Genomic DNA, 25,776 nt, shown 5'->3' on the forward strand with positions numbered 1-25,776 from the left:
CCTGTTTCACGCGCCGACGACCGGCGACAACTGACGCAAGTGATCCAGCACCAGTCCCGGACGCTGAAACAATGTGAACCCGCCAGCACCCGCTATCGGTCCGATCGCCTCGAAGCCATGCGCGTTGCAATGGGCGAGTTGCGTGGGAAAATCGTGAATCGTGTCCTCTTCGCCGACCAGCACACGCACCGGCGCGCCTTGTGCATCGAGCCAGCGTGACCAGTCCTGCAGGATCAGCAGCAGCCCCATCGTCATCCCCCGCGCGGCACGGTCGGGACGCGAAACAAAAGCTCTCCGTACCGCTGCCTGCACGTCGGGCCTGCGCAGCGTTTCGCGGTCCAGGGGGCTTTTCTCGAGCAACCGGTCGAAATAGCGATAGGTCTCGCCGCGCATGGACAGGCGCACGACGGCGCGCACCAGCAGTTGGAGGAAGGCCGGGCTCGTGCGTGCCAGCAGCAGCGGTGCGCGCCACAGGGGATTGCGTGTGGCAGTGTCCCTTCCGTCTCGCATGGGAATGGGCGATCCGGTCAGCACCACGCCCGATATACGGTCCCCGAGATGGGCCCGCACCGCCAATCCGTAGGCTGACGAAAAGCTCGTCGCCAGGACGACGCATCGTTCGATACCCAGCGCATCGAGGAGCATTCCCGCTCGGCGGGCGAACTGATCGACCCCGGTCACCACGTCTTCGGACGCTTCTCGCGCGGTGTAGAACGGCATCCACGGAATGACGAGATCGAACGCTTCCGTCTTCGCTCGCTGTTCGAGATCGGGGATGAGGATGGGACCTTCGATAGCACCATGGAGCATAAGCACCGGCGTCCCGCCCCGCACCCCGCATCGTTCGAAAGGCATTTCGCTGCCATCGGCCAGAACCGCTGCCGGTTGGCGGATGCTTCCGCTTTTCAGGCCACCGGTCGGACCCATCTGACGCAGCCGCCACGCTTCCGAAAACCCTGCATAGAGCGCGACCAGCTCGCTCTGCGAAGCCACGCCCAGCTTGCGCATGGTCGCCTTGAGCTGATTGCGTGCGGTACCGATGGAACGGTCGCGATCGGCAGCGAAATCGGTCAGGCTCCGGCCTTCGACCAGATAGCGCATCAATTCACTTTCCGCTGTGCTCAGGCCCATTGCAATGGCGAATTCGGTCGCGACGGGATCGACCCATGATAGGCTCAGGCGGCGCAGGTCGATCAACCGCCGGCCCTCTTTTTCGCGAACCGTGGCGACCATCGGAACGCCGCGTTCGTCTTCCGGCGTTCGCTGGATGCGCAGGATCATCGATTGCCGGGAATCCCGTCCTTCGACGAATTGCCTGAGCCGCTGGCGCCGATCGGCATCGAAGCCGGTCGCGAAATCCGGCAGCGTGTCACCGGGGACCCATGAGGGGTCCTGGCCACCATCGACCAAGCGCAAGGAGCTATCGATGGTAAAAGCGATGGCATTGTCGAGGCCGTGCTTTCCGCTTGGCGGCCCTAGGGATAACCCGGCAAAATCGGAGTCGTCCGCGAAATGCACCCGATCGAATATCTCGCCGACCTGTTCGATGTGCGGGGCCAGTATCTGGGGGGCGTCACTGCCCTTATCGGCTGCCTTCGCCACCTGGAGTTGCAGGTCGAAAAGGTGCTCCGGGTCGGCCACGACCTCATAGGCTTCGCGTATCAGCCGGTTGCGAAACACATCGTCCAATTCGCCAGCCGCTTCCCATTCTGCGTCATTCACCGGCTGTGTATTGCGGTTGCGCTTTGCTTTTCCAAGAAAAAAGCGGGAACGGTTCGGGACCGCCCCCGCCTGTCAGTCGGCCACCGTGCCGCATGGCGTTTTGGGAAGCCCTCGCGCCGTGCGGATGTGGCTGTTCAGGGGGACCGATCGGAACCGGTCACTCGGGTCGCCCTGGAGAAAGGGATGACGCGGCCCGCAATTACCTGATTGGGACCTAGGACGGGTGCGGGCCGCGTCGGCCGCGTGGTTCAGCGCCTCGTGGCGCCGCGGCGATAGGCGAAGGCAGCGACACTCTCGCCCGAAGCGACATTGTAATACTGGCAATAGAAGTCGGTGCCCTTGTCATTGTGTAGGTCGGGCATGTTGAAACCGAGCATGTGTTTGCCGCGACGCTTGAGATCGTTGTCCCAGGCGCGCGAGCGGTCGGAATTGCTGCCGCTGGCGGTCGGTTCGTAGCCCAGCGAATTGCCGGTGTGCAGCATGATGTCCTTGCCGGCGATATTGCTCCACCGGGGGAAGGCTGCGGGATTGGCATTCTGGCCGGTGTCCATCTCGATGCACTGCATTTTCCAGCCACCCTTCATCGAGGCCCACCGATTGGCGGGCACTTCCATGTAAAGCACATCGCCCGAAGCCATCGAGGGCATGATACAGCCATTGCTGGCGCTGACCGGCTCGCGGTCGATGATGCCGCCGCGCTTCTCCTGCGAGAGGCCCTGCTGGAAGGTATAATCGCCGAACTTGCCGACAAAGGCATTGCTGATCGGCAGCCCGGCGCATTTGGTCATCGAAGTGAACTTGGCCGAAGGTGTCGGGGCGCGGCCCGCATATCCCGGACGCTTGGCGGTGCAACGACCGGTCCCGCCGGTCGCGTCGCAACCGCTGCGACTGGCGGCGCTTGCCGCGACGCCGGTGGCGATGGCTGCATTGCGCCCGCCAGCCACGGCAGCGGCCGCACCCACGACGTTGCGGCCCTTGGTGCGGCGGGTTTCTTCGACCACCTCGACGGCGGTGTTGGCATCTTCTGCCGCTTTCTCGACCTTCTTGACGGCCTTCTTGAGTTTGTCGAACGGACCCGCGCTAACGGGAGTGGTGGCGATTCCGGTGGCGGCAACGGCCAATCCGGCGGCGATGAGAATTTGATGTTTCATGGTCACGATCCCTTGATTCCAAAAGGTTCGTGACGATTACAGGCGCCCTCTTTCCGCCTGAATGTCCCATCTGGTACATAGCCCGCGAAGAACCGGGCTCAGCGCGAACAGGCTCGCTCATCGGTAGCCCGAATTCGCGAGGCAACAGTGGTGGTCCGCAGGCGAAGCAGCGATCGCTGGCATTTCTTGAGTTGAAACCGGACTTTGCGGTCCTTGAAATCCAGCGAAACCCGGCGGAAATTCTCCATAAGATCGGTGCCGAGCAGGAGCGAGGGTTCGTCCTGGAGGCCGAAGACTTCGAAAGGCGGAATGTCGGCGAAAGCGATTGGTACGTTGCGCAGGGCGACTGGCCCGAGCTTGAGTTCCTGGATCACCATGAAATCCAGATCCAAAGCCTTCCCAGTAACGCCATAAACGGTGATCTTTTGGAGCTTGTCCTTGCGCCTGAGCGTCAAACGCTCGCGCAGCGCCGTATTGCCGATGGTGATTTCGGACCCGGTATCGACCACTGCGTCGACCGATACACGGCCTGCCTTGACTTCGGTCAGGATCAGTTGGCCGCTCTGAAGACGCCCCTTGACGATAATCACGCCGCCTACCAGCGGAGCCGGGGTGAAACCATCGTCCACGCTGATGTGCCGTTTCTCGAAATCGATGAGGAGGCGCTGTTCGACCAGGGCGTCCAGGCCGATCATGCCATCGCCGCCAAGGTCCCGTTCGTCGAGCACCGGTAGTTCCAGATCGGTCGTCGCAGTCGGACCAAGTACGAGTTCGTCGACGAAGACGCGGTCGACCATCTTACTCTCCGTCACCCCGTGCAGCATCGTCGGCTCGACTGGGGGCATGGCCAGTTTCCCGGCAAGCCGTTCGCCGACCACCGATGTGTCGGCCCCGCTGTCGACGACGAATTTGTGCGGCCCGGTGCCATTGACCATGACGTCTACCGTCATCCGGCTGCGCAGTTTGCGCGCGTCTATTTCTTCGCCGCCGATAGCCAGCGTTTCGTCGAATTCGGCTGACGGAATGGCGGGTAGTCGCGTATTGGCGGGTTCCGGCGATTGCGGAGCGGGTTCCACCTGCGCAGAGGCGGCCGTGGCAATGCACAGCAAAGCCGAAAGAGCAATCGTCGGGACACATCTGCTCATTCTCGATGCAATACACGCCCATCGGGCGACGAGCGAATCATCATCGACAAGGAACAAACCCGGTCCGACCGGAGAGGCGCGCGCGCCAGCTACACCTATTCGAAGGTCTCGTCGACGAGGCGGGCAGCGAGAGCAACGCTATCCGCATCCTGAGGATTGGAGAGCACGGCCGAGGCGGGCACTTCTAGACGATATTCGAGTCCGTCATCGGTATAGGAACGCGACGCTTCGCCCCGCAGCATTTGCGGCACGATGCGGGTCAGCAGTTTGGTTCCAAAGCCGCCTTCGGCAAGCGTCTTTCCGCCGGGTTCGTCTTCAAGGGTTACGGTCTCGCGCCATACGAGCGTGAAGAGTTGGTCTCGGTTCGAGCCGGTGATGTCCCAGGAGATATCGACCCGGGCTTCGGGGGTGCCGGGAAGGCTGTATTTCTGGGCGTTGGTCGCCAGTTCGTGGATTGCGAGCGAAATTTGCTGTGCCGCTTCGCTGACGATCTGCGTGTCCGGCCCGTCGATGACAACCTGTTCGCCATAGGCCAGCAAGAGCGGATCGAGCTGCTGGCGGATGATCGTCGCCAGATCTCCGGACTGGTTGTCGTCGCCCCGAAGCACGGTCGAGGTTGCCCTCGCCAGGGACTGTATGCGACCGAGCAGTGCTTCGACGAACTCTTCGGTCCGCTCGTGGCCGTGTGCCGTCTGCCTCGTGAGCGAAGTGACGACCGATAGCAGATTGCCGCTGCGGTGGACGGCTTCGCGCGTCTGCACCGCAAGCTTGGCATTGGCGGCATGAAGCTCCTCGGTTCGCGCTGCCACCAGGTCTTCCAGCTTCGCTAGCGTTTCCTCATGCGCCCGTGCTTCGGCCTGGAGTTTCCGGTTGGCTTCGGCGAGCTGGGCAGGGGAGGGCAGGGAAACCAGGATCGGAATCAGGCGGAACAGCACGATGGCGGTAGCGGCGGAGACAAATCCGGTCGCCAGTTTCAGCAAACCGACCCAGGGATAGATCGGGTACCACAGGGTTGCGATTCCCATCATATGGGTCAGCCCGCACAGCAGGATGAAACTGGCGAACAAAACAACCAGTCCCGAATAGGGAATGTCCTTGCGCCTGCGCAGCACCGTGAGCAGCGCCACCGGGATTGCCGTATAGGACAGGAAGATCAGCAGATCGCTGCCGGCCCACAGGAAAACCAGCCACGGTTGCCACAGCAGGCACATGCCGTGGGGCATATATTGCCAGATATCGACAAAGTTCTGCATGCGCGCTCCCCTTAGGAAGGGCACTCCTAGCACAGTCCGGTCAAAGCGATAGACGCGAGGGTCTATTTTGTTGTTCTCAAGAGGAAAACGTCGTGAGCCGCCTGCAGGACGGCTTGCGTCGAGGCCGGTAAGGGAGGAAGAAACCCGCCCCTTGCAGCCACCGACAATAGGGGCGAATCGCTTGCATTCGGTCGCAAAATCGCTATGTGCGCGCCTTCCCAAGACATCCTCGGGAACCCGTGCGGGAGGTCCGTCCAGTCGGACCGCTTGACCGCTTACCATGAGCCCCGGTTCGAAAGTGCCGTGGCGATAGTGAGAAAGGAGGCCAATTATGGCCAAGAAGATCGACGGCTATATCAAGCTGCAGGTGCCTGCCGGCACCGCCAACCCCTCGCCGCCCATCGGCCCTGCGCTGGGTCAGCGCGGCGTGAACATCATGGAATTCTGCAAAGCCTTCAATGCCGCCACCGGCGACATGGAAAAGGGCATGCCGATTCCGACCACCATCACGGTCTATGCCGACCGTTCGTTCACCTTCGTGACCAAGACGCCGCCGGCCAGCTTCCTCATCAAGAAGGCTGCCAAACTGAAGTCGGGCTCGAAGGAGCCGGGCAAGGTTTCGGCCGGGTCCATCAAGCGGTCGGCTCTGGCGGAAATCGCCGAGCAGAAGATGGCCGACCTGAATGCAAACGACATCGAACAGGCTACTAAGATCATCGAAGGCAGCGCGCGTTCGATGGGCCTCGACGTGGTGGAGGGCTAAGATAATGGCTAAGCAGACCAAGAAGCAGCAGCTCGTCGCCAAGCTCGACAGTGAAAAGCTCTACACCGTGGACGAAGCACTCGCCACGCTGCGCGAGCACAAGGCGAAGTTCGACGAGACCGTCGAAGTCGCGATGAACCTCGGCGTCGACCCGCGCCACGCCGACCAGATGGTCCGCGGCATGGTGTCGCTTCCGAGCGGTACCGGCAAGGACGTCAAGGTCGCCGTGTTCGCCAAGGGTGACAATGCCGACAAGGCCCTAGCCGCCGGTGCCGACAAGGTCGGTGCGGAAGATCTCATGGAAGACATGCAGAACGGCAACCTCGACTATGACCGCGTGATCGCCACGCCTGACATGATGGGCGTCGTCGGCCGTCTCGGTAAGGTGCTGGGTCCCAAGGGCCTGATGCCGAACCCGAAGCTCGGCACCGTGACCCCGAACGTGGAACAGGCCGTGAAGGACGCCAAGGGCGGCCAGGTCGAATTCCGCGTCGAAAAGCAGGGCATCATCCACTCGGGCATCGGCAAGCTCTCGTTCAAGGACGAGGACCTCAAGGCCAATTTCAAGGCCATGACCGACGCCATCGTCAAGGCAAAGCCTTCGGGTGCCAAGGGCAAGTACGTCCGCAAGGTCACGCTGACCTCGTCGATGGGTCCGGGCCTCAAGGTCGACCTGGCTGAAGTCGAAGGCGCGTAAGCCCAGCTTCGCAGCCGTCGCCAAGACATACGAAAGGGCCGGTGGGTGCAGACCCGCCGACCCTTTTGCGTGGGCGAGCGCAGGGCCATTCCCTAGCGCAAAAGTCGCCGCAGGGTGCCCTCGACGCCGGTTTGCCGTGCAAGCCGTTTGACGGATTTCAAGGCGCCATCGAAGCCGCCGAGGCTCGCAACCAGGGCGCGATTGGCCCAGGTTGGGCGAAGCATCAGGAAACTGGCGCAATCCACGCTGTCGGTTCCGAACAGCGCCTTGTGCGCGCCTTCGCCCTCGGTGAAGTCGAAATACTGGTAGCGTCCCTCGGCGAAGAGGCTCTCGAGCGCTGCCATCTGCAGCACCGTGCCGGGCGACAGGCCGGCATGGCCGGGATCGAAGCCGAGATAGGCATAGACCAGCGTCTCGCGCTCCACCGGAAGGTAGAGATAGGCGACCGGAGCGTTGTCGAGGAAAAGCAGGAAAGCGCGCAGACGGTCCTCTGCCGCCAGATCGTGTCTCTCCGCCTGGGCGGCTTCGCCTTCGGGCAAGCCCGCGTCGAGCAGGCGTGCCTGATAGGTTCTGCGCGATAGCGGCTGGGCCAGCGCTGTGAACGTGTCGATTTCCTCGGGTGTGCGATAGGCACGCAGATCGAGCGAGCCGCCCGCCGCCTTTTCGAACTTGCGGCGTTTGCGGCGCAGCGTCGAACGGGTCTTGGCCGAGAAGCGTGAGAAGTAGTGTTCGTAGCTGCCCGCCATGTCGATGAAGTATCGCGCATATTGCTCGCGCGAACCGATCAGGAAACCCGGCATCGCTGAGCGCAGGCGAAGCTCCGCCGCCGCCGGGGCGGAAAGCACCCGCAGCCCTTCGACACTGTTCAGCGCGGGCACCGGCGGCACCCGCCCGGCGAGAATATCCTGCAGCGAAAAGGCCAGCGTGGCGACCGAGCGCTCGATCGAGAACAGCCGTCGCGATCCTACCGTGAACGGGATGCGATATTCGGTGGAAGGCATGAGATCACCCGTCACGATGCGCCGTAAAGCGCATTGGAGGCGAGCTGTTCCATAGTCCGTGCCGCGGTGCGGAAGGGGCTGTGCGGCATGGCGGCTGCGCCGGTTCCGTCGCCGATTTGCGGCGGGTGGCTGGTGAAGGTCGCCCCGTGCGCCCCCGGCGTTGCCGCTATGCTCGCGCAGAACCTGGCGAAGCGATCGCGGACGATCGTGTTGGCGCGCGTGCGGTCGCGGCTCATCAGCTCGAAACTGTGGCTGACGATATTGAGCATGGCGGTGCCTTCGCGCACGCAGAAGCGCAGCGCCGCCGCGAGCTCGCGATGCGAAAGCGCGGTGATCTGCGCGTGGCGCTGGCCACCATGGCTGTGGATCGATCCTACGGGGACTTCGATCGTGCCGTGGTGACGAACGACCCGGCGGTCGTCGGCGGACAGCGAAATGCGGCATTCCGAACCAGCGATACCGGGCACATGGCTGCTATCGTAACGGATCCCCACCTTCGCCAGCGCGCGCAGTGTCGCATCGTCCGCACCGAAATTGCCCGCCCTGAAGGCGGTGGGGACGGGAGCCCCGGCCCGCACTAGAAACTCGCGCGCGATTTCGATCAGTTCGACCTGCTCCGATTCCATAAAATCGTGCATGTTGCGGCCCGTGCGTCCGGCGAGCGGGTTGGCATCGCCCGCCAGTTCCAGCCATTCCGGGTGAAGGTGCAATTGCACGTCGTGCCCCCGTTCCAGGATCGGTTCGACGACATCCGCGATCGCCCCGGTACCCCATAGCAGCGCGGGCATGGGATCGACGAAGAAAACGCCCTTGATCCCGTGGGCGTCCATCACGTCCATCTGATACCCGATCCCGACATCGCCGGTCGGCGTGCGGCAGGCAATCGAGCGGTCGAACACCTCTTCGCGCGCATGCGCGCCGAGGCGCAGGGCAAGCCCCGCCGAATACTCCGTGTCGATCGTGATATAGACCCTAGTCATCGCGCGGACCCTATCATGCGAGGGTTAACGGCATGATGACGAAGCCGGGCCGTCAGATGCCGCCCGGGGTGAAGTCGAAACCGGCAGTCGCAAGCCCGTCGCACAGGCTGTCGACGCAGCTCTGGAGCTCGTCCTCCCGCGTCGAACGGACGACGAAATTGGCGCCCACCCGCCCTTCGCGAAAGAAGGGATAGCTGCCGATCTGACACTGCGGATGGGCCTGTTCGACCTGGCGCAGAATGTCGGCGACCTCGCTTTCGGGCGTCCAGCATCCGACCGTTTGGGACAGCAGCGGGGCGCCGCCTTCGAGCGTTCCGGTCAGCGCATCGAGCATGCCGGCGGTGATATGCGGCACGCCGGCCATGAGATGCAGATTGCCGAGCTTGATCCCCGGTGCTCCCGACATCCGGTTGGGGATCAGTTCGGCGCCCTCGGGCACGCGCGCCATGCGCAAGCGCGCCTCGGTCAATTCCTTGCCGATGCTGGCGTAATAGCGTTCGAGCATGGCCTTCGCCTCGGGATGGATGACCACCGGAACACCCATCGCCTCTGCCACCGCATCGACGGTTATGTCGTCATGGGTGGGGCCGATACCGCCGGTGGTGAAGAGGTAGTCATACGCTTCGCGCAAGGCATTCACCGCTTCGACGATGCGATCCATCACATCGGGAACTACGCGCACTTCCGACAGGCGAATACCCTGCACTTGTAGCCAACTGGCGACCTGGGCGATGTTCTTGTCGTGCGTGCGCCCCGAAAGGATCTCGTCGCCGATGACGACCAGACCCGCAGTATAGATGCGTTCATTCATGGATGGCACGCCTAACGTGCTCGTCGCATGAATGCTACTCTGCTGCTTCCAGTTGCTGGTCGGCAGCGCGCGCATTGGCGCCGTGACGGCGGAATTCCAGCACGCCATCGTCGACCGGCTCTTCCTTCATGCGTTTGCGATCGACCACATATTCCTGATTTAGCCGCCAGGGATAAGCGACCGCGTTTTTCGGCATGATCGATTTGGCGCGCTGGATATAGCCCGAAGAGAAATCGAAGATGTCGTCTTCCTCGATCCGGCCTTCTGCCTCGGCTGTCAGAACCGGCTCGACCACATCGACGCCCTTCGCGCGGCTTTCGTTGAGCACCCGGCAGATAAAATCGGAATTGATATCCGCGCGCAGAGTCCAACTGGCGTTGAGATAGCCGAACACAACCGCCAAATTGGGCAGGTTCGAGAACATGCAGCCCTTGTAATAATAATGCTGGGCGAGATCGATGGCCTGCCCTTCGCGCGAGAGCTGGATCTTGCCCGCCACCGCGAGTTTGAGGCCCGTTGCGGTAACGACGATATCGGCGGGCAGGAAACGATCGTCGGTCAGCCGCACTCCGCCTTTTTCGAAGGCTTTGATATGGCCGGTGACTATATCGGCCTTGCCACTCTTGAGCGCGGTGAACAAATCGTCGTCGGGGACCAGGCACAGGCGCTGGTCCCAAGGGTTGTAGGGCGGGGTGAAGGGCGCGAGATCGTAATCCTCGCCCATCGACTTGCGAATACGTTTGTGAAGTGTCGCAGCCATTTTCTCGGGCTGCGTCCGCGCGCGTTTGAAGCCGAAATCCTGCAAGGTGATGTTCTTCCACCGCGTGATCCGGTAGGCGAGTCTCTCCGGCAGGATCTTGCGCAGGAAATTGGCCAGCGCATCCTTTGCTGGACGGCTGAACATCCAGGTCGGCGTGCGCTGTAGCATCGTCACCTTGGCCGCCTTGCCGCTCATCGAGGGGACGATAGTGACGGCAGTCGCACCCGATCCGATCACGACGACATTCTTGCCGGTATAGTCGAGGTCTTCGGGCCAGAACTGTGGATGGATAACCTGCCCTTCGAATTCGCCGAAGTCGAAGCCCGGATCGTAGGGTTCGTCATAGTCGTAATAGCCCGATCCGAGATAGAGCCAGTTGGCGGTAAGGTGCTTTTTCTCGCCCTCGCCGGTCTCGAGCGTTACGTGCCAGCGCCCATCGCTTTCGCGCCAGTCGGCGGCGAGCACTTTGTGCCCGAACCGCATATGCTTGCGGATGTCGCGTTCATCGACGATACGATCCAGATATTCGAGAATGGCAGGCCCATCGGCGATCGACTTCTCGTGTTTCCACGGTTCGAAATCGAAGCCCAGCGTGTGCATGTCGCTATCCGAACGGATGCCGGGATAGCGGAACAGGTCCCAGGTGCCGCCCAGGTTCTCGCGGCGTTCGACGATGACGAAATCATGGCCCGGCGCCTTTTCCTTCATGTGCGCTGCCATGCCGATGCCGGAAATTCCTGCACCCACGATCATAACATCGAAATCGGTCGCCGTGTTCGTCATCTGTCTCTCCCAAGTTCCCGGAACCTAGCTCAGTCTGAACGAAAGCACCAGCCTCAGTTGCAGGGCGCAACCTAATCTGCGGGGTCGGTTCCATCGACGAGCGGATCGCCTCCGCGTCCTGCTTGGCTATCGCTTTCGCGCAGAGGCTGCGTTAGGGCGGTCGGAAAGGGGAACCTTCGCAGCATGTCTAGCAGCGCCAAGCAGAGGCCGCGGCGGGTCACTTCGATAGACGTGGCCGAACGCGCCGGGGTGAGCCAGTCGACCGTCAGTCGCGCGCTGGCCGGTTCGGAAACCATCACCCCGGCAACTCGCCGCCGGGTCGAGCTGGCGGCGGAGGAACTGGGCTATCACGTCAATATGCGCGCTGCGGGCCTGCGGCGCGGTGAAACGGGCACGATAGCGATCGTGGTCATCGGGCGCGAGGGACAGGGTCCCGCAGCCATCAACCCGTTTTACTACAGCCTGCTGGGAAGCACCTGCGCTGCGGCGGCAGAGCGCGGATACCAGGCGCTGGTTTCGTTCCAGGCCAAGCCGGAGGAGCTTTTCGGACATTATGTCGCGCGCCGCCAGGCCGACGGTGTGGTCGTCATCGGGACGGCGACCAATCACGCAGCCTGGGATTATTTCCGTGAACGCGCGGAAGATACCGATGGCATCGCTTTTTGGGGCTCGCCCTTCGACGACAGTGTCTGGGTCCGCTCGGACAATCGCGACGGGGGGCGGATTGCAGTGGAACGCCTTGTGAGCAGTGGTGCCCGGCAAATCGTGTTCGTCGGCGATACCGCATCTTCCCAGCGGCAATTTCGCGAGCGCTACGATGGCTATCGCAGCGCTATGGAAGCGGCGGGGCTTGCGCCGGTGGATGCCGTGGTCAGCGAAGGCGGTGATCGCGTCTCTCAGGGGCGCAACGCCATAGCGAAGTTGGTGGACAGCGGTGCACGCTTCGATGGCCTTTTCTTCGCCTGCGATGCGATGGCCTTGGGCGCGCTGGAGAAACTGGCCGCGCGCACCATCGATGTGCCGAACGATGTTGGCGTTATCGGCTTCGACGGTCTCGGCTCGGGCGAGTTCAGCTCGCCGCCTCTCACCACGGTCGAACCCGATTTCGCCCAGGCCGGCATGCTGTTGGTCGATACCGCCCTTGCATCGCAGGACGAACGCCCCGAACGCCGTGTTGCTGTCCATCTCGTCGAGCGCGCCAGCGTGCGCCGACCAATCGAATAATCCACCCGGAGAGACCCATGAAAACCAGTATTGCCTCCGTGCTTGCCGCGCTGTTCGCCAGCCAGGCCGCCCATGCCCAGGACCCGCAGCCGAGCCCCAACCCGGTGGAGGAGCAGGAAGTCGACGCATCGGCGGAAGAGGGGCCGACCGAAGGCAGCGGCATGGCTGTCGATGCGGCGCCCGCGACGGCCAATCCGGCAGCCGAGGCCGAGGACGAGCCATGGGACATCACCGCACCGCGCGGAGCGACGATCAGGCAGGTCCCGATCCGGACGGACGAAGGCACGTGGATGGATGTCGACGTGTCGCCCGACGGGCGCATGCTGGCCTTCTCGCTGCTGGGCGATATCTACACCATGCCGATCACGGGCGGTGCGCCGACGCGCATTGCCGACGGTCTCGCATGGGAAGTGCAGCCGCGCTTTTCGCCCGACGGTCGCCGGATCGCCTTCACCTCCGACCGCGGCGGCGGCGACAACATCTGGATCATGAATGCCGACGGGTCTGACAAGCGCCAGCTGACGAAGGAAGATTTCCGCCTTCTCAACCAGCCGAGCTGGTCGCCCGACGGGAACTACATCGTCGCCAAGAAGCATTTCACCACCCAGCGCTCGCTCGGCACGGGTGAAATCTGGCTTTACCACGTTTCGGGCGGCGGCGGCGTCAAGCTGGTCAAGCGCGCCAGCGAGACGTTGCAGAAGGAACTGGGGGAGCCGGTTTATGCGCCGAACGGCGAGGCGATCTATTATTCGCGCAACGTCACCGGCGGCCCGATCTTCGAATATGCGCAGGATTCGACGCAGGGCACCTTCGCGATCGAACGCTACGAGCTGGCCACCGGCGAGGTAACCACTGCCGCCAGCGGCTTCGGCGGCGCGGTGCGTCCGCAACCTTCGCCCGATGGCAACAGCCTCGCCTTCATCCGCCGCGACAAGGACCAGACCGAGCTGTGGGTCAAGGACCTTGCGACCGGCGAACAGCGCATGATCTATGGCGATCTCGACATGGATATGCAGGAGACCTGGGCGGTCTATGGCTTCTATCCCCTGATGGACTGGACGCCCGACGGCAATTCGCTCGTGCTCTGGGCAGGCGGCAAATTGAAGCGTGTCGCCGCAGATGGCAGCGGCGCGCGCGACATTCCCTTCACCATTAACGACACGCGCGGCGTCGCCGATGCGCCTCACCCCGTGATCACGGTTTCGCCTGACAGTTTCACTGCAAAAATCCCGCGCTTTGCCAGCGTCTCGCCCGATGGCCGCACGGTCGTGTTCGAGAGCCTCGGCAGGCTCTATTCCAAGCCGGTAGCAGGCGGCACGGCGAGCCGCCTTACCTCGGGCAATGACGATGCGCTCGAGCTATGGCCTTCGTGGTCGCGCGACGGGCGCCGCATCACCTATGTCCGCTGGACCGATGCCGGGCTCGGCCAGATCATGACGGCCAATGCCAATGGCTCGGGGGCGAGGGCGGTCACTTCGATGCGCGGCCATTACGCGAACCCGCGCTTTTCGCCCAATGGCAACACGATCGTGTTCGAAAAGCGATCGGGCGGATACCTGACCTCGCCAGAATTCTCGGAGAACGAGGGTGTCTATCGCGTCAGCGCCTCCGGCGGCACGCCCGAACTGATTGCGCGCGACACGTCGAACCCGCAATTCGGCGCCGATAGCGACCGCGTGTTCATGCTGGGCCGCAAGGATGGCAAGCTGCAACTGCTCTCCGCCGATCTCGACGGCGAAGCGCGGCAGGTCCACGCCGAGGGCGAACTGGCGACCGAATATCACGTCAGTCCGCGCGGCGATTTCGTTGCCTTTCGCGAGAATTACGAGGTCTTCGCCACGCCGCTTATGCCCGGTGGGCAGGCGGTGACGGTGGGCGAAAAGGCCAGCTCGCTGCCCGTGGTGCGCGCGTCGAAGGGCGGGGCGGATTATATCGGCTGGACGCAAGGCGGCGATATGCTGACCTGGTCGATGGGGCCGGTCCTCTACCGCGCCAGCATCGCCGCGATGTTCGCCAATGCGCCGAAGGACAAGGACGCACCCGAATTCGTCCCGCCGACCAGCGGGACTTCGCTCGAACGCATGGTCGCCGCCGACAAGCCGCGCGGCACGGTGGCGATCACCGGCGCGAAGATATTGACCATGGCGGGTGAGGGTGCGGGCGAGATCACCAATGGTACCATTGTCATCATCGGCGACCGGATCGCCGCGATCGGTCCGGCGTCCTCGGTCCAGGTCCCGCAGGGTGCGAGAGTGATCGACGCAGCGGGCAAGACCATTATGCCGGGCCTGGTCGATGCGCATGCGCATGGGCCGCAAGGCACGGGCGATCTGGTGCCGCAGCAAAACTGGTCGCTGGTCCAGAACCTTGCGATGGGCACGACGACGATCCATGATCCGTCCTCGCAGGCGAGCATGATCTTCGCCGCGGCCGAACGCCAGCGCGCGGGGTCGCTGCTCGCGCCACGCATCTTCTCGACGGCGGAAATCGTCTATGGGGCCAAGGCGCCGAGCGTCTATGCGCGGATCGACAGCTACGAGGATGCGCTGGCGCATATCCAGCGGATCAAGGCGCAGGGCGGCATTTCGATCAAGAATTACAACCAGCCGCGGCGCGACCAGCGCCAGCAGGTGGTGGCCGCCGCGCGTGCGGAGAACATGCTGGTGGTGGCCGAAGGCGGATCGCTGTTCGGCATGGACATGAACCTCATCGCCGATGGCAATTCCACCCTCGAGCACAATGTTCCCGGCGAAGTCTTCTACGAGGATGTGCTGCAATTCTGGGCTGGGTCGAACGTCAATTACACGCCCACGCTGGTGGTGACCTATGGCGGCCTGGCCGGCGATCCTTACTGGCGGCAGGCGACCGATGTGTTCGCCAACCCGCTGATGGTCCACACCCCGCCGCGCCAACTGATTGCGCAAACGGCACGGCGCGTGAAGGCGCCCGACTGGGCTTTCGTCGACGACGAGGCCGCGCGTGAGGCGAAGAAGCTCGCCCAGCGCGGGGTCAAGGTCAGCATTGGGGCGCATGGCCAGCAGGCCGGTGTCGCCGCCCATTGGGAGCTGTGGAGCTTTGCCCGGGGCGGCATGTCGGCGGTCGAAGCGCTGCGGGCGGGAACGATCGAGCCTGCCAAATCGCTCGGCATGGAGCGCGATATCGGCAGTCTCGAAGTCGGCAAGCTGGCCGATCTCATCGTCCTGGATGCCGATCCCAGCGAAAATATTCGCAATTCGGACAAGATCGACCGCGTGATGCTGGGCGGTCGCCTTTACGATGCGCGGACGATGAACGAGGTCGAGACCGGCGACGCCCGGCGCCTGCCCTATTGGTGGGAATGACCCCGGCCGAGACGGGCGGTGCGGATTGCGGTTTCGCGCTGCCCGTCTGCCGGGCCTGCATGACGGCTTCTATTCCGCGCGGATCTGCCCCAAAAACGCCTCCACGCGCTGTTTGAGCGCGCTGGCCTGACCTTCTAGCTCGGTTGCCGAATTAAGCACTTGGCTTGCGGCGGTACCGGTGGTGAGGCTGGTTTCGCGGAATTCGTCGATATGCGATGCGACCTCGTCGGTCGAACGGGCGGCGAGATCGATGCTGCGGGCGAGATCCTGCCCGGCGACCGATTGCTGGTCCACCGCGCTTGCAATCGAAATCGCGGTCGACTCGAGTTCCTTGATCTGCCCGGCGATCGAACGCAGCGCGCCGACGCTGGCGCCGGTCGAATCCTGCATTGCCCGGATCTGGGCGGCCACGTCCTCGGTCGCGCGGCTGGTCTGGGCGGCCAGTTCCTTGACCTCGCTGGCGACCACCGCGAAGCCGCGGCCTGCCTCCCCGCCGCGCGCCGCCTCGATCGAGGCGTTGAGGGCGAGCAGGTTGGTGCGCTGGGCGATCGACTGGATCAACTCGACGATTTGCCCGACCTGGTCCGCCGAAACCGCAAGGGCGGAAATGGTCTCGTCGGCCCCGTTGGCGGCGTCGGTCGCCTTGCGCGCCAGTTCGGCCGAATGGGCCGCCTGACGGCTGATTTCACCGATCGACAGGGCGAATTCGTCGGAGGCCGCCGCCGCGGCGGTCACGCCATTATTCGCCTGGTTCATCGACTGGGAAACGCGCTGCGACTGATCGGCTGCACGCTCCGCGCTGGTTGCCATCCCCGAGGCGGTCACATTCAGTTGGCTCGCCGCAGTCGCCACGCCGCTGACCACATCTGCGACTTCACTCTCGAAGGCGCCGGCCATGCGCATCAGTTCAGTCTTGCGTTTTTCCGCCGCTTCCTTGCGGTCGGCGAATAGTTCGTCGAGCTTGTGACCGGATTTCAGAAACACTTCCAGCGATCGGGCAAGATCGCCGATTTCGTCTTCGCGGTCGAGTCCTGCCACCTCGATGTCGCGGGAGCCCCGGGCCAGGCGCGACATGCCGTGCGACACGCGGAGAAAGGGTTCGATGACCTGATCGAGTATCAATTTGAGGCTTACGATGCCGCCGGCAAGAGATGTTGCGGCGATGGTAATCACCGCGAAACGGGCCGTTTCCGCAAATTCGGGATAGGTCAGACCGATGGCGGCGAGAACCGCAATCACGAGCAGGCCGCCGAGCGTGATACCCAATGCCAGCTTTGCCTTGCGCGCCAACGACAAATCCATGAACCAGCGCGACAGCGCCGAATTGCGAGTTCGCGATTGCGAATAGTCTATATCGACATCCGCGATTTCCTGGACCAACTCGTCGGCCATGATCGAACTGTATGCGGTCATCCCCGTTTACCCCTTTAAGGCTGCGTCAACCGTAAGGGCGGATTGCTTGCAATCGAGTTAAGCGGCGCGCACGTGTTGAAGGAATTGCGACACCTGCGTCTGAAGTGTCATCGCCTGAGCCTCGAGCTCGGTCGAGGAATTGAGCACCTGGCTGGCGGCCGCTCCGGTCGCGTAGCTGGTCTCGCGAACCTGCACGATATTGGATGACACTTCGTCGGCGGATCGTGCGGCAAGGTCGATGCTGCGGGCGAGATCCTGCCCGGCTACCGATTGCTGATCCACCGCGCTGGCGATCGATGTGGCGGTACTTTCGAGTTCCTTGATCTGCTCGGCGATCGAGCGCAACGCGCCGACGCTGGCACCGGTGGAATCCTGCATGGCGCGGATCTGCTCGGCGACTTCCTCGGTCGCGCGGCTGGTCTGGGTGGCCAGTTCCTTGACCTCGCTGGCGACCACCGCGAAGCCGCGCCCCGCTTCCCCTCCACGGGCCGCCTCGATTGAAGCGTTGAGGGCGAGCAGGTTGGTGCGCTGGGCGATCGACTGGATCAGTTCGACGATCTGGCCGATCTGGTCCGCCGAAACGGAGAGGGCGGAAATGGTTTGGTCGGCACCGCTGGCGGCAGCGGTTGCCTTGCGTGCCAAGGCAGCCGAATGGGACGCCTGGCGGCTGATTTCGCCGATCGACATGGCGAATTCGTCCGAGGCGGCGGCGGCAGCGGTCACACCATTCGATGCCTGCTCCATCGAATCGGTGACATTGGTCGTCTGGACGGATGCCTGCTCGGCGGTGGAAGCCATCGAGTCGGCCGTGGTCTTGAGCTGAGCGGAGGCAGACGCCACCCCGTTGACCACTTCGCCCACAGTCGTTTTGAACCGCTGCGCGAAGCGCGCCATTTCCTGTCTGCGTTCCTTGCGCAGGGCTTCACGTTCCTGCGCCATGCTCTCGATCTGTCTTGCTGCCTGAAGGAATACCTCCAGCGCACGGGCGAGGTCGCCGATTTCATCGTGGCGGTGTGTGGCAGGGATATGGATGTCCTTTTCCCCATCGGCGAGGCGCGTTGCGACCGCGGTCATCCGGCCAAGGGTCTGCGATACGTCGCGGCCGAGGAAGCGCGCGCTCATCCAGACAGTGGCAATTCCGGTGGCGGCGACGACGAAGAAGGCAACGAACAACCACATGATCATGGTTTGCGAACGCGCATCGGATACTTTTCCGATCGCTTCGATGTCCTCGCGGGTCTTCATGGCCCGGTCCACGAAGTCCTGGCCCTCGAAATAGACGCTGTCGGCGAATTCCTGCCATTGCGTTTGTGAGCCGCGCGATTGCTGCGCTGCCTCGACCCGTGTTCGCATCGAGGCCAGCATCGCGTTGAGCTGCTCGATCTGTGGCAGGAGGATCGGCGCGGCTTCGGTGACGTGATTTGCCAATCGGCTGAGATCGCGGTCGGTCTCGGTGAAAGCATCCTGCGCCGAGACGAGATCATTGCGATCTCCCGAAACGGCATAGCGCTGTACGAAGACAAGACCTTCATTGGTGTCCGCCACCATCCGTTCGCTCAGAAGGGCAGCGGCCGAGATTTCCATTCGCTCGGCCCGCGCACCGAGCGCGAAATATCCGCCCAGAAGCGTTGCGATCAGGCAGAGCAACACCACTGCGGCATTGCCTATCGAAATCGCCCGCAGCTTTCCGCCGACCGAAAGGCGCGACGGCCATCGGGCGGTAGTCTGCGCGTCGATCCCTCCATCGCTGGGATGCGCCCGAGCGGACGCTGCGCGCGACGCGGTTTCCCTCGGGCGATCCTCGGGAGATATCTCGTGTTCGGCGACCATGCCGTTGACCATGTCCTGGAGCGCGCTCATGCGACTTTTTCATTCCTGTTACTGGAGAGGTTCGGAAGTCCGGCCGGCTTGCCGAGATGCTGGGCGATGTCTTCCGCCGGCATGGCCTTGAAGTAGAGCCAGCCCTGGATTTGATCGCATCCCGCGGCACGGACCATGGCCGCCTGCTCTTCGGTTTCGACGCCTTCCGCAGTCACAGCCATCTTCATGGCGCGCGCGACGGTGATGCTGGAAAGCATCATTGCCCGGCTGCCTTCGTCCTCGCTCGCCTGAACCACAAGGCTGCGATCGAGCTTCAGCTTCTCGAAGCGGAACTGCCGCAGGAAACCGATCGAGGCATAGCCGGTACCGAAATCGTCGAGCGAGATTTTCACGCCGAAGCGCCGGACCACCGCCAGACTGCGTTCCGCGACCACGGGTTCGAGTACGAGGCAGGTTTCGGTGATCTCCAGCTCGAGGCGTTCGGGGTCGAAGCCGGTTTCCTCGAGGATGTGGCCGAGCTGGATCGGGAATTCCGGATTGCGCAATTGGGCGGCCGAAATATTGACCGACAGCGTAATGTCGTCCCAGGCGAGCGCATCGCAACATGCCTTGCGCAAAACCCAAAGGCCGATCGAGTTGATCAGCCCGCTTTCCTCGGCCACTGGAATGAAGATGTTCGGGCCGACATGTTTCCCGTCGGGGCGTTCCCATCTCAACAGGCATTCCACTGCCACGATCCGGCGTGAATGGCTGTCGACGAGCGGTTGGTAGTTGAGGCGAAACTCGTTCCTTGCCAGCGCTTCGCGAAGCTCGTCATTCATCTCTCTGAGCTGTTCGCGGCTCTTGTCGAAACTCGAGCTGAACCATGTGCAGCGCATCTTGCCGCCGCGTTTGGAAGCATACATTGCGATATCGGCGCGCCGGAGCAGTTCGGACGACGCGACCTCTTCGCGGGGGCTATGGCGGGCAAGGCCCATGCTCGCCCCCAGAGTAAGCCTGCGGTCCTCCACCTGGACGGGTTTGGCAAGGCGTTCGATAATGCGCCGACACACCCCCTCGAGGAGCGTGCCTGCAACCGGACCGCCGATCATCATCGCGTATTCGTCGCCGCCGAGGCGGTAGACCCGGGCTTCGCCATCGCTGACCTGCTTGAAGATTTCGGCGCATTCGCGGATCGCCGCATCGCCGACGAAGTGACCATAGTGGTCGTTTATCAGCTTGAAACCGTCGAGATCGATCATGGCGAGGGCGACTTCGTGGCCCTGTCTGTATTCATGCTGGATATCGGAATGCAGCGCACGGCGATTGGGCAGAAGTGTCAGACTGTCGCTGCGAGAAAGCTGTTCGACGCGGCGGATGTAGCGGATCCCGATAAATGCTGAAATCGCGGCTGCGATGCTGAACGCCACGGCGCCGAAAACGAGGATCGAGGACGAAGTCGCGAAGCCGAGAAAGCGATTGGCCAAGGCCACGGACCATGTCAGGAGAAAACTCCCGCCCAGCGCCGCCATGGGGCCAAATAGGATGGCCCGCGTACCGTCGCTCGCATGCGAGATGTCCGTGCTGGCAGTCATCCTTCCCGACGCGTCCCTCTTACGACCCTTGGCGACGGAGTAAATTGCATTCGCTAAAGAAGCGTAAACCGGCGGTTTACCTTGTCCTGTCGTCGTCCTTGCGGGCTAGGTGGCCGCTGCGCGCAGGCGCGGCCGGAGATTCGCCCGCTCCGCCAGAACAGGGCTGTAAAGCGAGGATCCGAACTCTGCCGGTTTGAATTTCGCGGTCTGCCCCACCACGGTTTCCCCCGCGCCGAGCATCAGCCATCCATCGGGGGCGATACCGCTGGCCAGCCTGTCGAAGGCGACGGCGCGCGTTTCGGGATCGAAATAGAGCAGCACGTTTCGGCACATGACCAGATCGAAGCGGCCCGGCGGTGGCGGAGCATTGAGGATGTTGTGTTGCTGGAACCGGGTCATGGACCGGATGCTGTCGATCGCCTGCCAATGGCCGTTGTCCTCGACGAAGAAATTCAGCATTTGAGAGACGCTGATCCCGCGCTGGATTTCGAATTGGGTGTAGCACCCGCTGCGGGCATGATCGATCGCCTTGCCTGAAACATCGGTGCCGAGAATCTCGATCTTCCAGTCTTTCCACCGGTTGGGCTGTTCGGCGAATATCATCGCCAGGGTCAACGCTTCCTGCCCTGTCGAACAGCCCGCCGACCAGATGGTCAGCCGCTTCTTCCCGTCCCGCTTGCGCGCGAGATCGGGCAGGACCTGATTGGCCAGCACCGAGAAATAGGCCTGATCGCGGAAGAAATAGGTTTCGTTGTTGAGCAATGCCTCGACCACCCGCGTAGCGAGATGGCGTTCGCCGGGGCGCTCGAGCATGCATGCGAGCTGGTCTACATTCTCTATGCCGAACTCGCGGAACAGGCCGGCAAGGGCGCTCGACACACGCCAGCGGCGCCCTTCCGTCAGTTGCTGTCCCGTACGCTGCGCAAGTAAATCGCCGATAATCCGATGCGCGGCGTCGTCTATCGCCATGCGTCGGCTCCCGCGCCAGACAGCAATTTGTCGGCAAGGTCGGCGGGGGGCAGGACGGCGCTGGCAAGGCCCAATTCGGTAACGGCACGGGGCATGCCCCAGACTGCGCAGGTTTCGGCGCTCTGCGCGAAAATCGTGCCGCCGGCCGATGCGATGGATTGCGCGCCGTCGGTTCCGTCGCGCCCCATGCCGGACAAGAGTACCGCCGCGACATGTCCGTCGTAAGCTTCGGCCAGGGTCTCGAACATCGGATCGACCGATGGCATGCACCCGCTTTTGACCGGATGGTAGGCCAGTCCCAGCACGCGGCAGCCCGTTGATTTGCGGGCAACCATATGGCCGTGGCCCGGTGCGATATAGATCTTGCCTCGTTCGATCTCGATCCCTTCATCCGCAAGGATCGCGTCGCGGCCTGCGGCCAGTTTCATTTGCTGCGCGAAGACCGGGATGAAGCTGGAGGGCAGATGCTGGGTGATCAGGATCGGCAGATCGAAATTGGCCGGTATCTGGCGCAGGAACAGGTTCAATGCATGGATGCCGCCTGTCGAAGCGCCGATGGCCACGACCTTGGGGGGCTTGCCTGCCCCCTTCCTGGTGCCCGAGGCCCGGACCATCTCGGACGGGCCGGGTTCCGAAACACCCTTGAGCGCCCGGATCTTGTCGAGCAGAGTGGATTTGTATTCATCATCGAAACCGCCGGGGCGGGGCTTGAGCATGGTATCCGCAGCGCCCAAAGACAGGGCGCTCACCGTTGCTTCCGCGCCATCGGCGGTGAGCGAGGAAATCACCAGAACCTGCGTGTCGGGCGCCGCTTCGAGGATTTTGGGCAGCGCTTCCAATCCGCCCATTCCCGGCATTTCCAGATCCAGCAGGATCACGTCCGGCTTGACCGAAGCGAGTTCGGCGAGGCCGCTTTCCGCAGTGCTTGCGGTTGCCACGATGCGCATGTCGTTTTCCTGGGCGATCATGCGCGAAAAGACCGTGCGGACGGTGAGTGAATCGTCGACGATCATGACTCTCACCGGATCGGCGCAGGACTTGTCCTGTGTATCCGATGTCAGGTCTGCGGAATTGAAGAGTGCGCCCATTTCGAGCCTCCTCAGGCCATTCCGACAAGCTGCAGCTTGATCTGCAGGGTTTCGTGATCGAAGGGCTTCATGACGTATTCGTCGGCCCCCGCGCTGATTGCCTCGCGAATGTGGGCGACATCGTTTTCCGTAGTGCAGAACACCACCTTGGGCTTGTCCCCGCCCTCGCGCTGTCGCAACTGGGTGATGAATTCGATACCGGTCATGACGGGCATGTTCCAGTCCAGAAGGACTACGTCGGGCATGCCGTCATTGCATTTGTCGAGGCCTTCCTGGCCGTTTTCAGCCTCTTCGACAGTGAAGCCGAGAGTTTCGAGAATGTGCCTCGAAACCTTCCGGATGACGCGCGAATCATCGACGATTAGGCAGGATTTCATTTCTATGACCTCTGGAGTGTTCGGCTGGTTGCTAGCGCCTGTAGGTAACTATTCGCTTAAGCTGCCCGGGCCACGGGGCCGGCGACGAGCACATCGACATCGATCAGCAGAGTGGGGCCGCAATCGGTTTCGACCATCCCCCTCGCGGCCATCTGCCATCCGCGACCGAAACCCCCTGGCACCTCGATCGGCTCGCTTCGGGCCTCGCCGACATCATATGCTTCTTCGACCAGCAGGGCGTAGGAATGCCCACCGACCTGGACGACTGCCGCTCGGCGGTCGGAATCCGGCTCCTGCCCGCCAAATCCCAGCGCAATCTGGCAGTCTATCACGGTGAGCGCCTGGCTGCGCATGGCGGTCAGGCCGAGAATGAAATCGGGTGCTCCGGGAATCGGCGTGATTTGATCGATCTCGATCACCGACTGGACACGGGCCGCGGGGATCGCCGCGCGACGGCCCGCGATAAGGCACATCAGAAGAAGATCGTTCATGCCGTTTTCTCTACTCTGGCTCGTTTCAACGCGCTCAGCAGCGCCTCTCGGTCGTATCGATAAATGCTCTCATCATCGTTCTCGGCTGGCTCGGGCTCCGGGCGCAGGCGAATGACGTGGCGGGCGGGGGATGCAGGCCGCAGATCGTCATCGACCAGTTCGATTGCGACGTCGGTCTCCTCTTCCGCCTCGGTCGACACGCGATAGCCGGCCGCCTCGACCAGTGGTTCCAGAATGGTGCGTGCCCAGTCGCTGTTCGCAGGCAGGCGGCAGGACGCCGTCCGCCCGGTCTTGCGCGCGGTGTCCTGGGCCGCGAACAACCCATGGCCGTCGATGACCGGCACGGGTTCGCCGTCGATGAGCGTAACGCCTTCGACAGCGGGATCGGCACTGGAAGGAACGATTTCGCCATCCATATCGGCGGCGTCGAGCACTTCGCTTACGGCATAGACCACTTCGTGTTCGCCATCGGACAGGCGCAAGAGGCGGCATCGGCCTTCCGGCAGCTCGCCATATTCCAGCCCGAGAAGCGAGAAGATGGCGCCGTCGATCACCGCCTGCTTGCGCGACCCCTCGATATCGATCGCCTCGCGGGAAATGGTGTCGATCCTGCGGACCAATTCGAGACGAACGGCGCGGCGGCGTCCGTCGAGGCCGGTGAACAGCATCACAGGCCGGGCCTTGCGTTGCTCGGTCTGTTCCTCCTCGGGCAATGTTCGGGCCATGCTGCGCATCTCGTCGATCAGCCGGTACTTTTGCGCAATGCTGGGGAGGTCGAGAAGCATCATGGGTCGACCATCGTCCAGCAGGGTCGTGCCCGCATAGAGGCCGGTTTCCATGATCGCGGGTGCGATCGGTTTCACCACGACATCTTCGTGATCGTAAACCCGGTCGACCGCGAGGGCGAAGACATCGTTCGAGGCCATGCGGACGAGAACGAGCGTCATGGTTGCCCAATCGATGCTGCCGGGGTCCTCGCTTCCGAGAATTTCGCCCAAAGCGAGGCAGGGCACGCGTTTGCCCCTGAAGGTGACGAGGCGGCGATCTCCGGCCTCGGCGAAATCGACATGGTCGCTGGATCCGAAGACGATCTCTTCGACATAGCTTCGCGGAATGGCATAGCGCTGGCCGCCGCTCCCGACGGTGAGCGCGGCGATGATGCTCAGTGTCAGCGGCAGCTTGAGATGAAAGCTGGTGCCTTCGCCTGATTTGGTCGTGACGTCGATCGAGCCGCCGACATGTTCGATATTGGCGCGCACCACATCCATGCCCACGCCGCGCCCCGATACGGAACTGACTTTTTCCGCAGTGGTAAGGCCCGGTTCGAAAATGAGGTGGTGTTTGCGCCTGTCCGACATCTCGTCGATTTCCGCCTGGCTGTATATCCCGGCCGCCACGGCCTTGGCTGCCAGGCGATCCGCATCGATACCGCGCCCGTCGTCGCTGATCGCCAAAGTGATTTGGTTGCCCGACTGGCGGGCGGCGAATTTGAGCAGGCCGATCTCGTGCTTGCCGGACTTGATACGCTCGCCCGGCCCTTCCAGGCCGTGGTCGATCGCATTGCGAATGATGTGGGTCAGGGGATCGCGGACCATTTCGATCATCTCGCGATCCAGTTCCACTTCGCCGCCTTCGAAATCGACCATCACCTGTTTGCCGAGTTCCGTCGAAAGATCGCGCACCAGGCGGGGCAGGGAGCTGAAGAGATGTTCGAGCCGCTGCATCCGCATGCGCGTGATGGAGCTGCGAACTTCGGCGAGAATGGTACTCAGACGATCGAACGGGCCGTCGATCTGCGGGTGATCTCCGGCGTCGCGCAATCGGCGGGCAAGGTCGTTGCGAGCCAGAACCATGTCCGACACGCCTTTCATCACCTCGTCGAGCAGTTCGGTCGGCAGGCGAATGGTGCGCTGGACGCTTGCACCGCGCGCCGCTTTGGGGGCAGCATCCGCCTTGCCCTCAGCGGGCGATGCGGCTGTGACCTGTGTGGTTTCTGACGATTTGTGTGGCTCGGCCGAGGGCATGCCAGGCACATCGGGATGCGGGTTCAGCGCGGCGATCAGCGCATCGTCGCCGCCTTCGGGATGGTCCTCGCCCGCTTCGATGGAATCGATCATTTCGCTGATCCGATCGATGATGGCGAGCACTGCGGAAACGAGAGTGCTGTCGGCTTCGCGGCGGCCGGCGCGGCAATCGGCCAGCGCGTCTTCAGCCGCGTGGCTGAGCTTTTCCAGACGCGGAAAGTCGAAAAAGCCGCAATTGCCCTTCACCGTATGGACGAAGCGGAAAATGGTATCGAGGCGCGCCCTGTCCGACGGATCGGCTTCCCAGGCGACGATTTCGCCGCCGCTCGCTTCCAGCATTTCCCGGGTTTCCGCGACGAAATCCGCCAGCAGGTCATCCATGATACAA

General features: G+C 62.9%; 20 protein-coding genes. 4 read left to right on the forward strand and 16 right to left on the reverse strand.

Features of this window, described 5'->3' with window-relative positions:
* Positions 1 to 6: 6 nt before the first annotated feature.
* The 4 genes from MUY37_RS14525 to MUY37_RS14540 all read right to left on the reverse strand — a co-directional run bounded on the left by MUY37_RS14525 (position 7) and on the right by MUY37_RS14540 (position 5,271).
* Positions 7 to 1,722, reverse strand: a complete 1,716-nt coding sequence (locus MUY37_RS14525; RefSeq protein WP_499196071.1) for a hypothetical protein — start codon at positions 1,720 to 1,722, stop codon at positions 7 to 9.
* A gap of 248 nt (positions 1,723 to 1,970) precedes the next feature.
* Positions 1,971 to 2,873: a hypothetical protein gene (locus MUY37_RS14530; protein ID WP_499196072.1), complete on the reverse strand. Its 903-nt coding sequence runs from the start codon at positions 2,871 to 2,873 to the stop codon at positions 1,971 to 1,973.
* A 98-nt stretch (positions 2,874 to 2,971) separates the two neighbouring features.
* Positions 2,972 to 4,018: a retroviral-like aspartic protease family protein gene (locus MUY37_RS14535; RefSeq protein WP_499196073.1), complete on the reverse strand. Its 1,047-nt coding sequence runs from the start codon at positions 4,016 to 4,018 to the stop codon at positions 2,972 to 2,974.
* A 95-nt stretch (positions 4,019 to 4,113) separates the two neighbouring features.
* Positions 4,114 to 5,271, reverse strand: a complete 1,158-nt coding sequence (locus MUY37_RS14540; RefSeq protein ID WP_499196074.1) for a sensor histidine kinase — start codon at positions 5,269 to 5,271, stop codon at positions 4,114 to 4,116.
* 331 nt (positions 5,272 to 5,602) lie between these two features.
* On the opposite strand from MUY37_RS14540, the gene rplK reads away from it, so the two are divergent.
* Together rplK and rplA are read left to right on the forward strand one after the other, a co-directional pair.
* Positions 5,603 to 6,034: a 50S ribosomal protein L11 gene (gene rplK / locus MUY37_RS14545; protein ID WP_050600910.1), complete on the forward strand. Its 432-nt coding sequence runs from the start codon at positions 5,603 to 5,605 to the stop codon at positions 6,032 to 6,034.
* Between the two features lie 4 nt (positions 6,035 to 6,038).
* Positions 6,039 to 6,731 (forward strand): 50S ribosomal protein L1, encoded by a 693-nt coding sequence (gene rplA / locus MUY37_RS14550; protein ID WP_499196075.1) that lies wholly within the window; start codon positions 6,039 to 6,041, stop codon positions 6,729 to 6,731.
* A gap of 92 nt (positions 6,732 to 6,823) precedes the next feature.
* On the opposite strand, the gene MUY37_RS14555 is transcribed toward rplA, so the two are convergent.
* From MUY37_RS14555 to MUY37_RS14570, 4 genes are read right to left on the reverse strand one after another with little or no spacing between them, the layout of a single operon-like run.
* Positions 6,824 to 7,732 (reverse strand): GNAT family N-acetyltransferase, encoded by a 909-nt coding sequence (locus tag MUY37_RS14555; protein ID WP_499196076.1) that lies wholly within the window; start codon positions 7,730 to 7,732, stop codon positions 6,824 to 6,826.
* Between the two features lie 11 nt (positions 7,733 to 7,743).
* Complete coding sequence (locus MUY37_RS14560) at positions 7,744 to 8,712, reverse strand: polysaccharide deacetylase family protein (RefSeq protein WP_499196077.1); 969 nt, start codon at positions 8,710 to 8,712, stop codon at positions 7,744 to 7,746.
* Positions 8,713 to 8,764: 52 nt separating this feature from the next.
* Positions 8,765 to 9,523: a competence/damage-inducible protein A gene (locus tag MUY37_RS14565; protein WP_499196078.1), complete on the reverse strand. Its 759-nt coding sequence runs from the start codon at positions 9,521 to 9,523 to the stop codon at positions 8,765 to 8,767.
* Between the two features lie 34 nt (positions 9,524 to 9,557).
* Positions 9,558 to 11,066, reverse strand: coding sequence for a flavin-containing monooxygenase (locus tag MUY37_RS14570; RefSeq protein ID WP_499196079.1), 1,509 nt, complete (start codon positions 11,064 to 11,066; stop codon positions 9,558 to 9,560).
* 183 nt (positions 11,067 to 11,249) lie between these two features.
* Between MUY37_RS14570 and MUY37_RS14575 the strand changes: the two genes are divergently transcribed.
* A complete protein-coding gene (locus MUY37_RS14575; RefSeq protein ID WP_499196080.1) occupies positions 11,250 to 12,290 on the forward strand; it encodes a LacI family DNA-binding transcriptional regulator in 1,041 nt (346 codons plus the stop codon).
* 17 nt (positions 12,291 to 12,307) lie between these two features.
* Positions 12,308 to 15,631, forward strand: a complete 3,324-nt coding sequence (locus MUY37_RS14580) for an amidohydrolase family protein (protein ID WP_499196081.1) — start codon at positions 12,308 to 12,310, stop codon at positions 15,629 to 15,631.
* 69 nt (positions 15,632 to 15,700) lie between these two features.
* Here MUY37_RS14580 and MUY37_RS14585 read toward each other — a convergent pair whose 3' ends face one another.
* From MUY37_RS14585 to MUY37_RS14620, 8 genes are all read right to left on the reverse strand, one after another.
* The gene (locus MUY37_RS14585) at positions 15,701 to 17,044 is read right to left on the reverse strand and encodes a methyl-accepting chemotaxis protein (RefSeq protein ID WP_499196082.1); all 1,344 of its coding nucleotides are present in this window, start codon (positions 17,042 to 17,044) and stop codon (positions 15,701 to 15,703) included.
* Positions 17,045 to 17,101: 57 nt separating this feature from the next.
* A complete protein-coding gene (locus tag MUY37_RS14590; RefSeq protein ID WP_499196083.1) occupies positions 17,102 to 18,904 on the reverse strand; it encodes a methyl-accepting chemotaxis protein in 1,803 nt (600 codons plus the stop codon).
* Entirely contained in the window at positions 18,901 to 20,439 is a 1,539-nt protein-coding gene (locus MUY37_RS14595) for a putative bifunctional diguanylate cyclase/phosphodiesterase (RefSeq protein WP_499196084.1), read from the reverse strand. The genes MUY37_RS14590 and MUY37_RS14595 overlap by 4 nt, the downstream gene beginning before the upstream one ends.
* Positions 20,440 to 20,544: 105 nt before the next feature.
* Positions 20,545 to 21,408 (reverse strand): CheR family methyltransferase, encoded by an 864-nt coding sequence (locus MUY37_RS14600; protein ID WP_499196085.1) that lies wholly within the window; start codon positions 21,406 to 21,408, stop codon positions 20,545 to 20,547.
* On the reverse strand, positions 21,399 to 22,496 hold the full coding sequence (cheB, locus tag MUY37_RS14605; RefSeq protein ID WP_499196086.1) for a chemotaxis-specific protein-glutamate methyltransferase CheB: 1,098 nt from the start codon (positions 22,494 to 22,496) through the stop codon (positions 21,399 to 21,401). Before cheB ends, MUY37_RS14600 begins: the two co-directional genes overlap by 10 nt.
* Positions 22,497 to 22,507: 11 nt before the next feature.
* Positions 22,508 to 22,873: a response regulator gene (locus tag MUY37_RS14610; protein ID WP_499196087.1), complete on the reverse strand. Its 366-nt coding sequence runs from the start codon at positions 22,871 to 22,873 to the stop codon at positions 22,508 to 22,510.
* A gap of 56 nt (positions 22,874 to 22,929) precedes the next feature.
* On the reverse strand, positions 22,930 to 23,364 hold the full coding sequence (locus tag MUY37_RS14615) for a chemotaxis protein CheW (RefSeq protein ID WP_499196088.1): 435 nt from the start codon (positions 23,362 to 23,364) through the stop codon (positions 22,930 to 22,932).
* Positions 23,361 to 25,769: a chemotaxis protein CheA gene (locus MUY37_RS14620; RefSeq protein ID WP_499196089.1), complete on the reverse strand. Its 2,409-nt coding sequence runs from the start codon at positions 25,767 to 25,769 to the stop codon at positions 23,361 to 23,363. Before MUY37_RS14620 ends, MUY37_RS14615 begins: the two co-directional genes overlap by 4 nt.
* Positions 25,770 to 25,776: the final 7 nt, after the last annotated feature.

It is taken from the genome of Qipengyuania sp. ABI-127-1 (assembly GCA_022953095.1).
In the GTDB taxonomy this organism is placed as follows: domain Bacteria; phylum Pseudomonadota; class Alphaproteobacteria; order Sphingomonadales; family Sphingomonadaceae; genus Qipengyuania.

Coding starts and splice junctions, on each gene's coding strand:
- MUY37_RS14555 (WP_499196076.1), bottom strand. CDS start 7,732: ATGCCTTCCACCGAATATCGCATCCCGTTCACGGTAGGATCGCGACGG.
- MUY37_RS14615 (WP_499196088.1), bottom strand. CDS start 23,364: ATGAACGATCTTCTTCTGATGTGCCTTATCGCGGGCCGTCGCGCGGCG.
- MUY37_RS14565 (WP_499196078.1), bottom strand. CDS start 9,523: ATGAATGAACGCATCTATACTGCGGGTCTGGTCGTCATCGGCGACGAG.
- MUY37_RS14570 (WP_499196079.1), bottom strand. CDS start 11,066: ATGACGAACACGGCGACCGATTTCGATGTTATGATCGTGGGTGCAGGA.
- rplK (WP_050600910.1), top strand. CDS start 5,603: ATGGCCAAGAAGATCGACGGCTATATCAAGCTGCAGGTGCCTGCCGGC.
- MUY37_RS14620 (WP_499196089.1), bottom strand. CDS start 25,769: ATGGATGACCTGCTGGCGGATTTCGTCGCGGAAACCCGGGAAATGCTG.
- MUY37_RS14580 (WP_499196081.1), top strand. CDS start 12,308: ATGAAAACCAGTATTGCCTCCGTGCTTGCCGCGCTGTTCGCCAGCCAG.
- MUY37_RS14575 (WP_499196080.1), top strand. CDS start 11,250: ATGTCTAGCAGCGCCAAGCAGAGGCCGCGGCGGGTCACTTCGATAGAC.
- MUY37_RS14560 (WP_499196077.1), bottom strand. CDS start 8,712: ATGACTAGGGTCTATATCACGATCGACACGGAGTATTCGGCGGGGCTT.
- MUY37_RS14590 (WP_499196083.1), bottom strand. CDS start 18,904: ATGAGCGCGCTCCAGGACATGGTCAACGGCATGGTCGCCGAACACGAG.
- cheB (WP_499196086.1), bottom strand. CDS start 22,496: ATGGGCGCACTCTTCAATTCCGCAGACCTGACATCGGATACACAGGAC.
- MUY37_RS14535 (WP_499196073.1), bottom strand. CDS start 4,018: ATGAGCAGATGTGTCCCGACGATTGCTCTTTCGGCTTTGCTGTGCATT.
- MUY37_RS14530 (WP_499196072.1), bottom strand. CDS start 2,873: ATGAAACATCAAATTCTCATCGCCGCCGGATTGGCCGTTGCCGCCACC.
- MUY37_RS14585 (WP_499196082.1), bottom strand. CDS start 17,044: ATGACCGCATACAGTTCGATCATGGCCGACGAGTTGGTCCAGGAAATC.
- MUY37_RS14595 (WP_499196084.1), bottom strand. CDS start 20,439: ATGACTGCCAGCACGGACATCTCGCATGCGAGCGACGGTACGCGGGCC.
- MUY37_RS14600 (WP_499196085.1), bottom strand. CDS start 21,408: ATGGCGATAGACGACGCCGCGCATCGGATTATCGGCGATTTACTTGCG.
- rplA (WP_499196075.1), top strand. CDS start 6,039: ATGGCTAAGCAGACCAAGAAGCAGCAGCTCGTCGCCAAGCTCGACAGT.
- MUY37_RS14540 (WP_499196074.1), bottom strand. CDS start 5,271: ATGCAGAACTTTGTCGATATCTGGCAATATATGCCCCACGGCATGTGC.
- MUY37_RS14610 (WP_499196087.1), bottom strand. CDS start 22,873: ATGAAATCCTGCCTAATCGTCGATGATTCGCGCGTCATCCGGAAGGTT.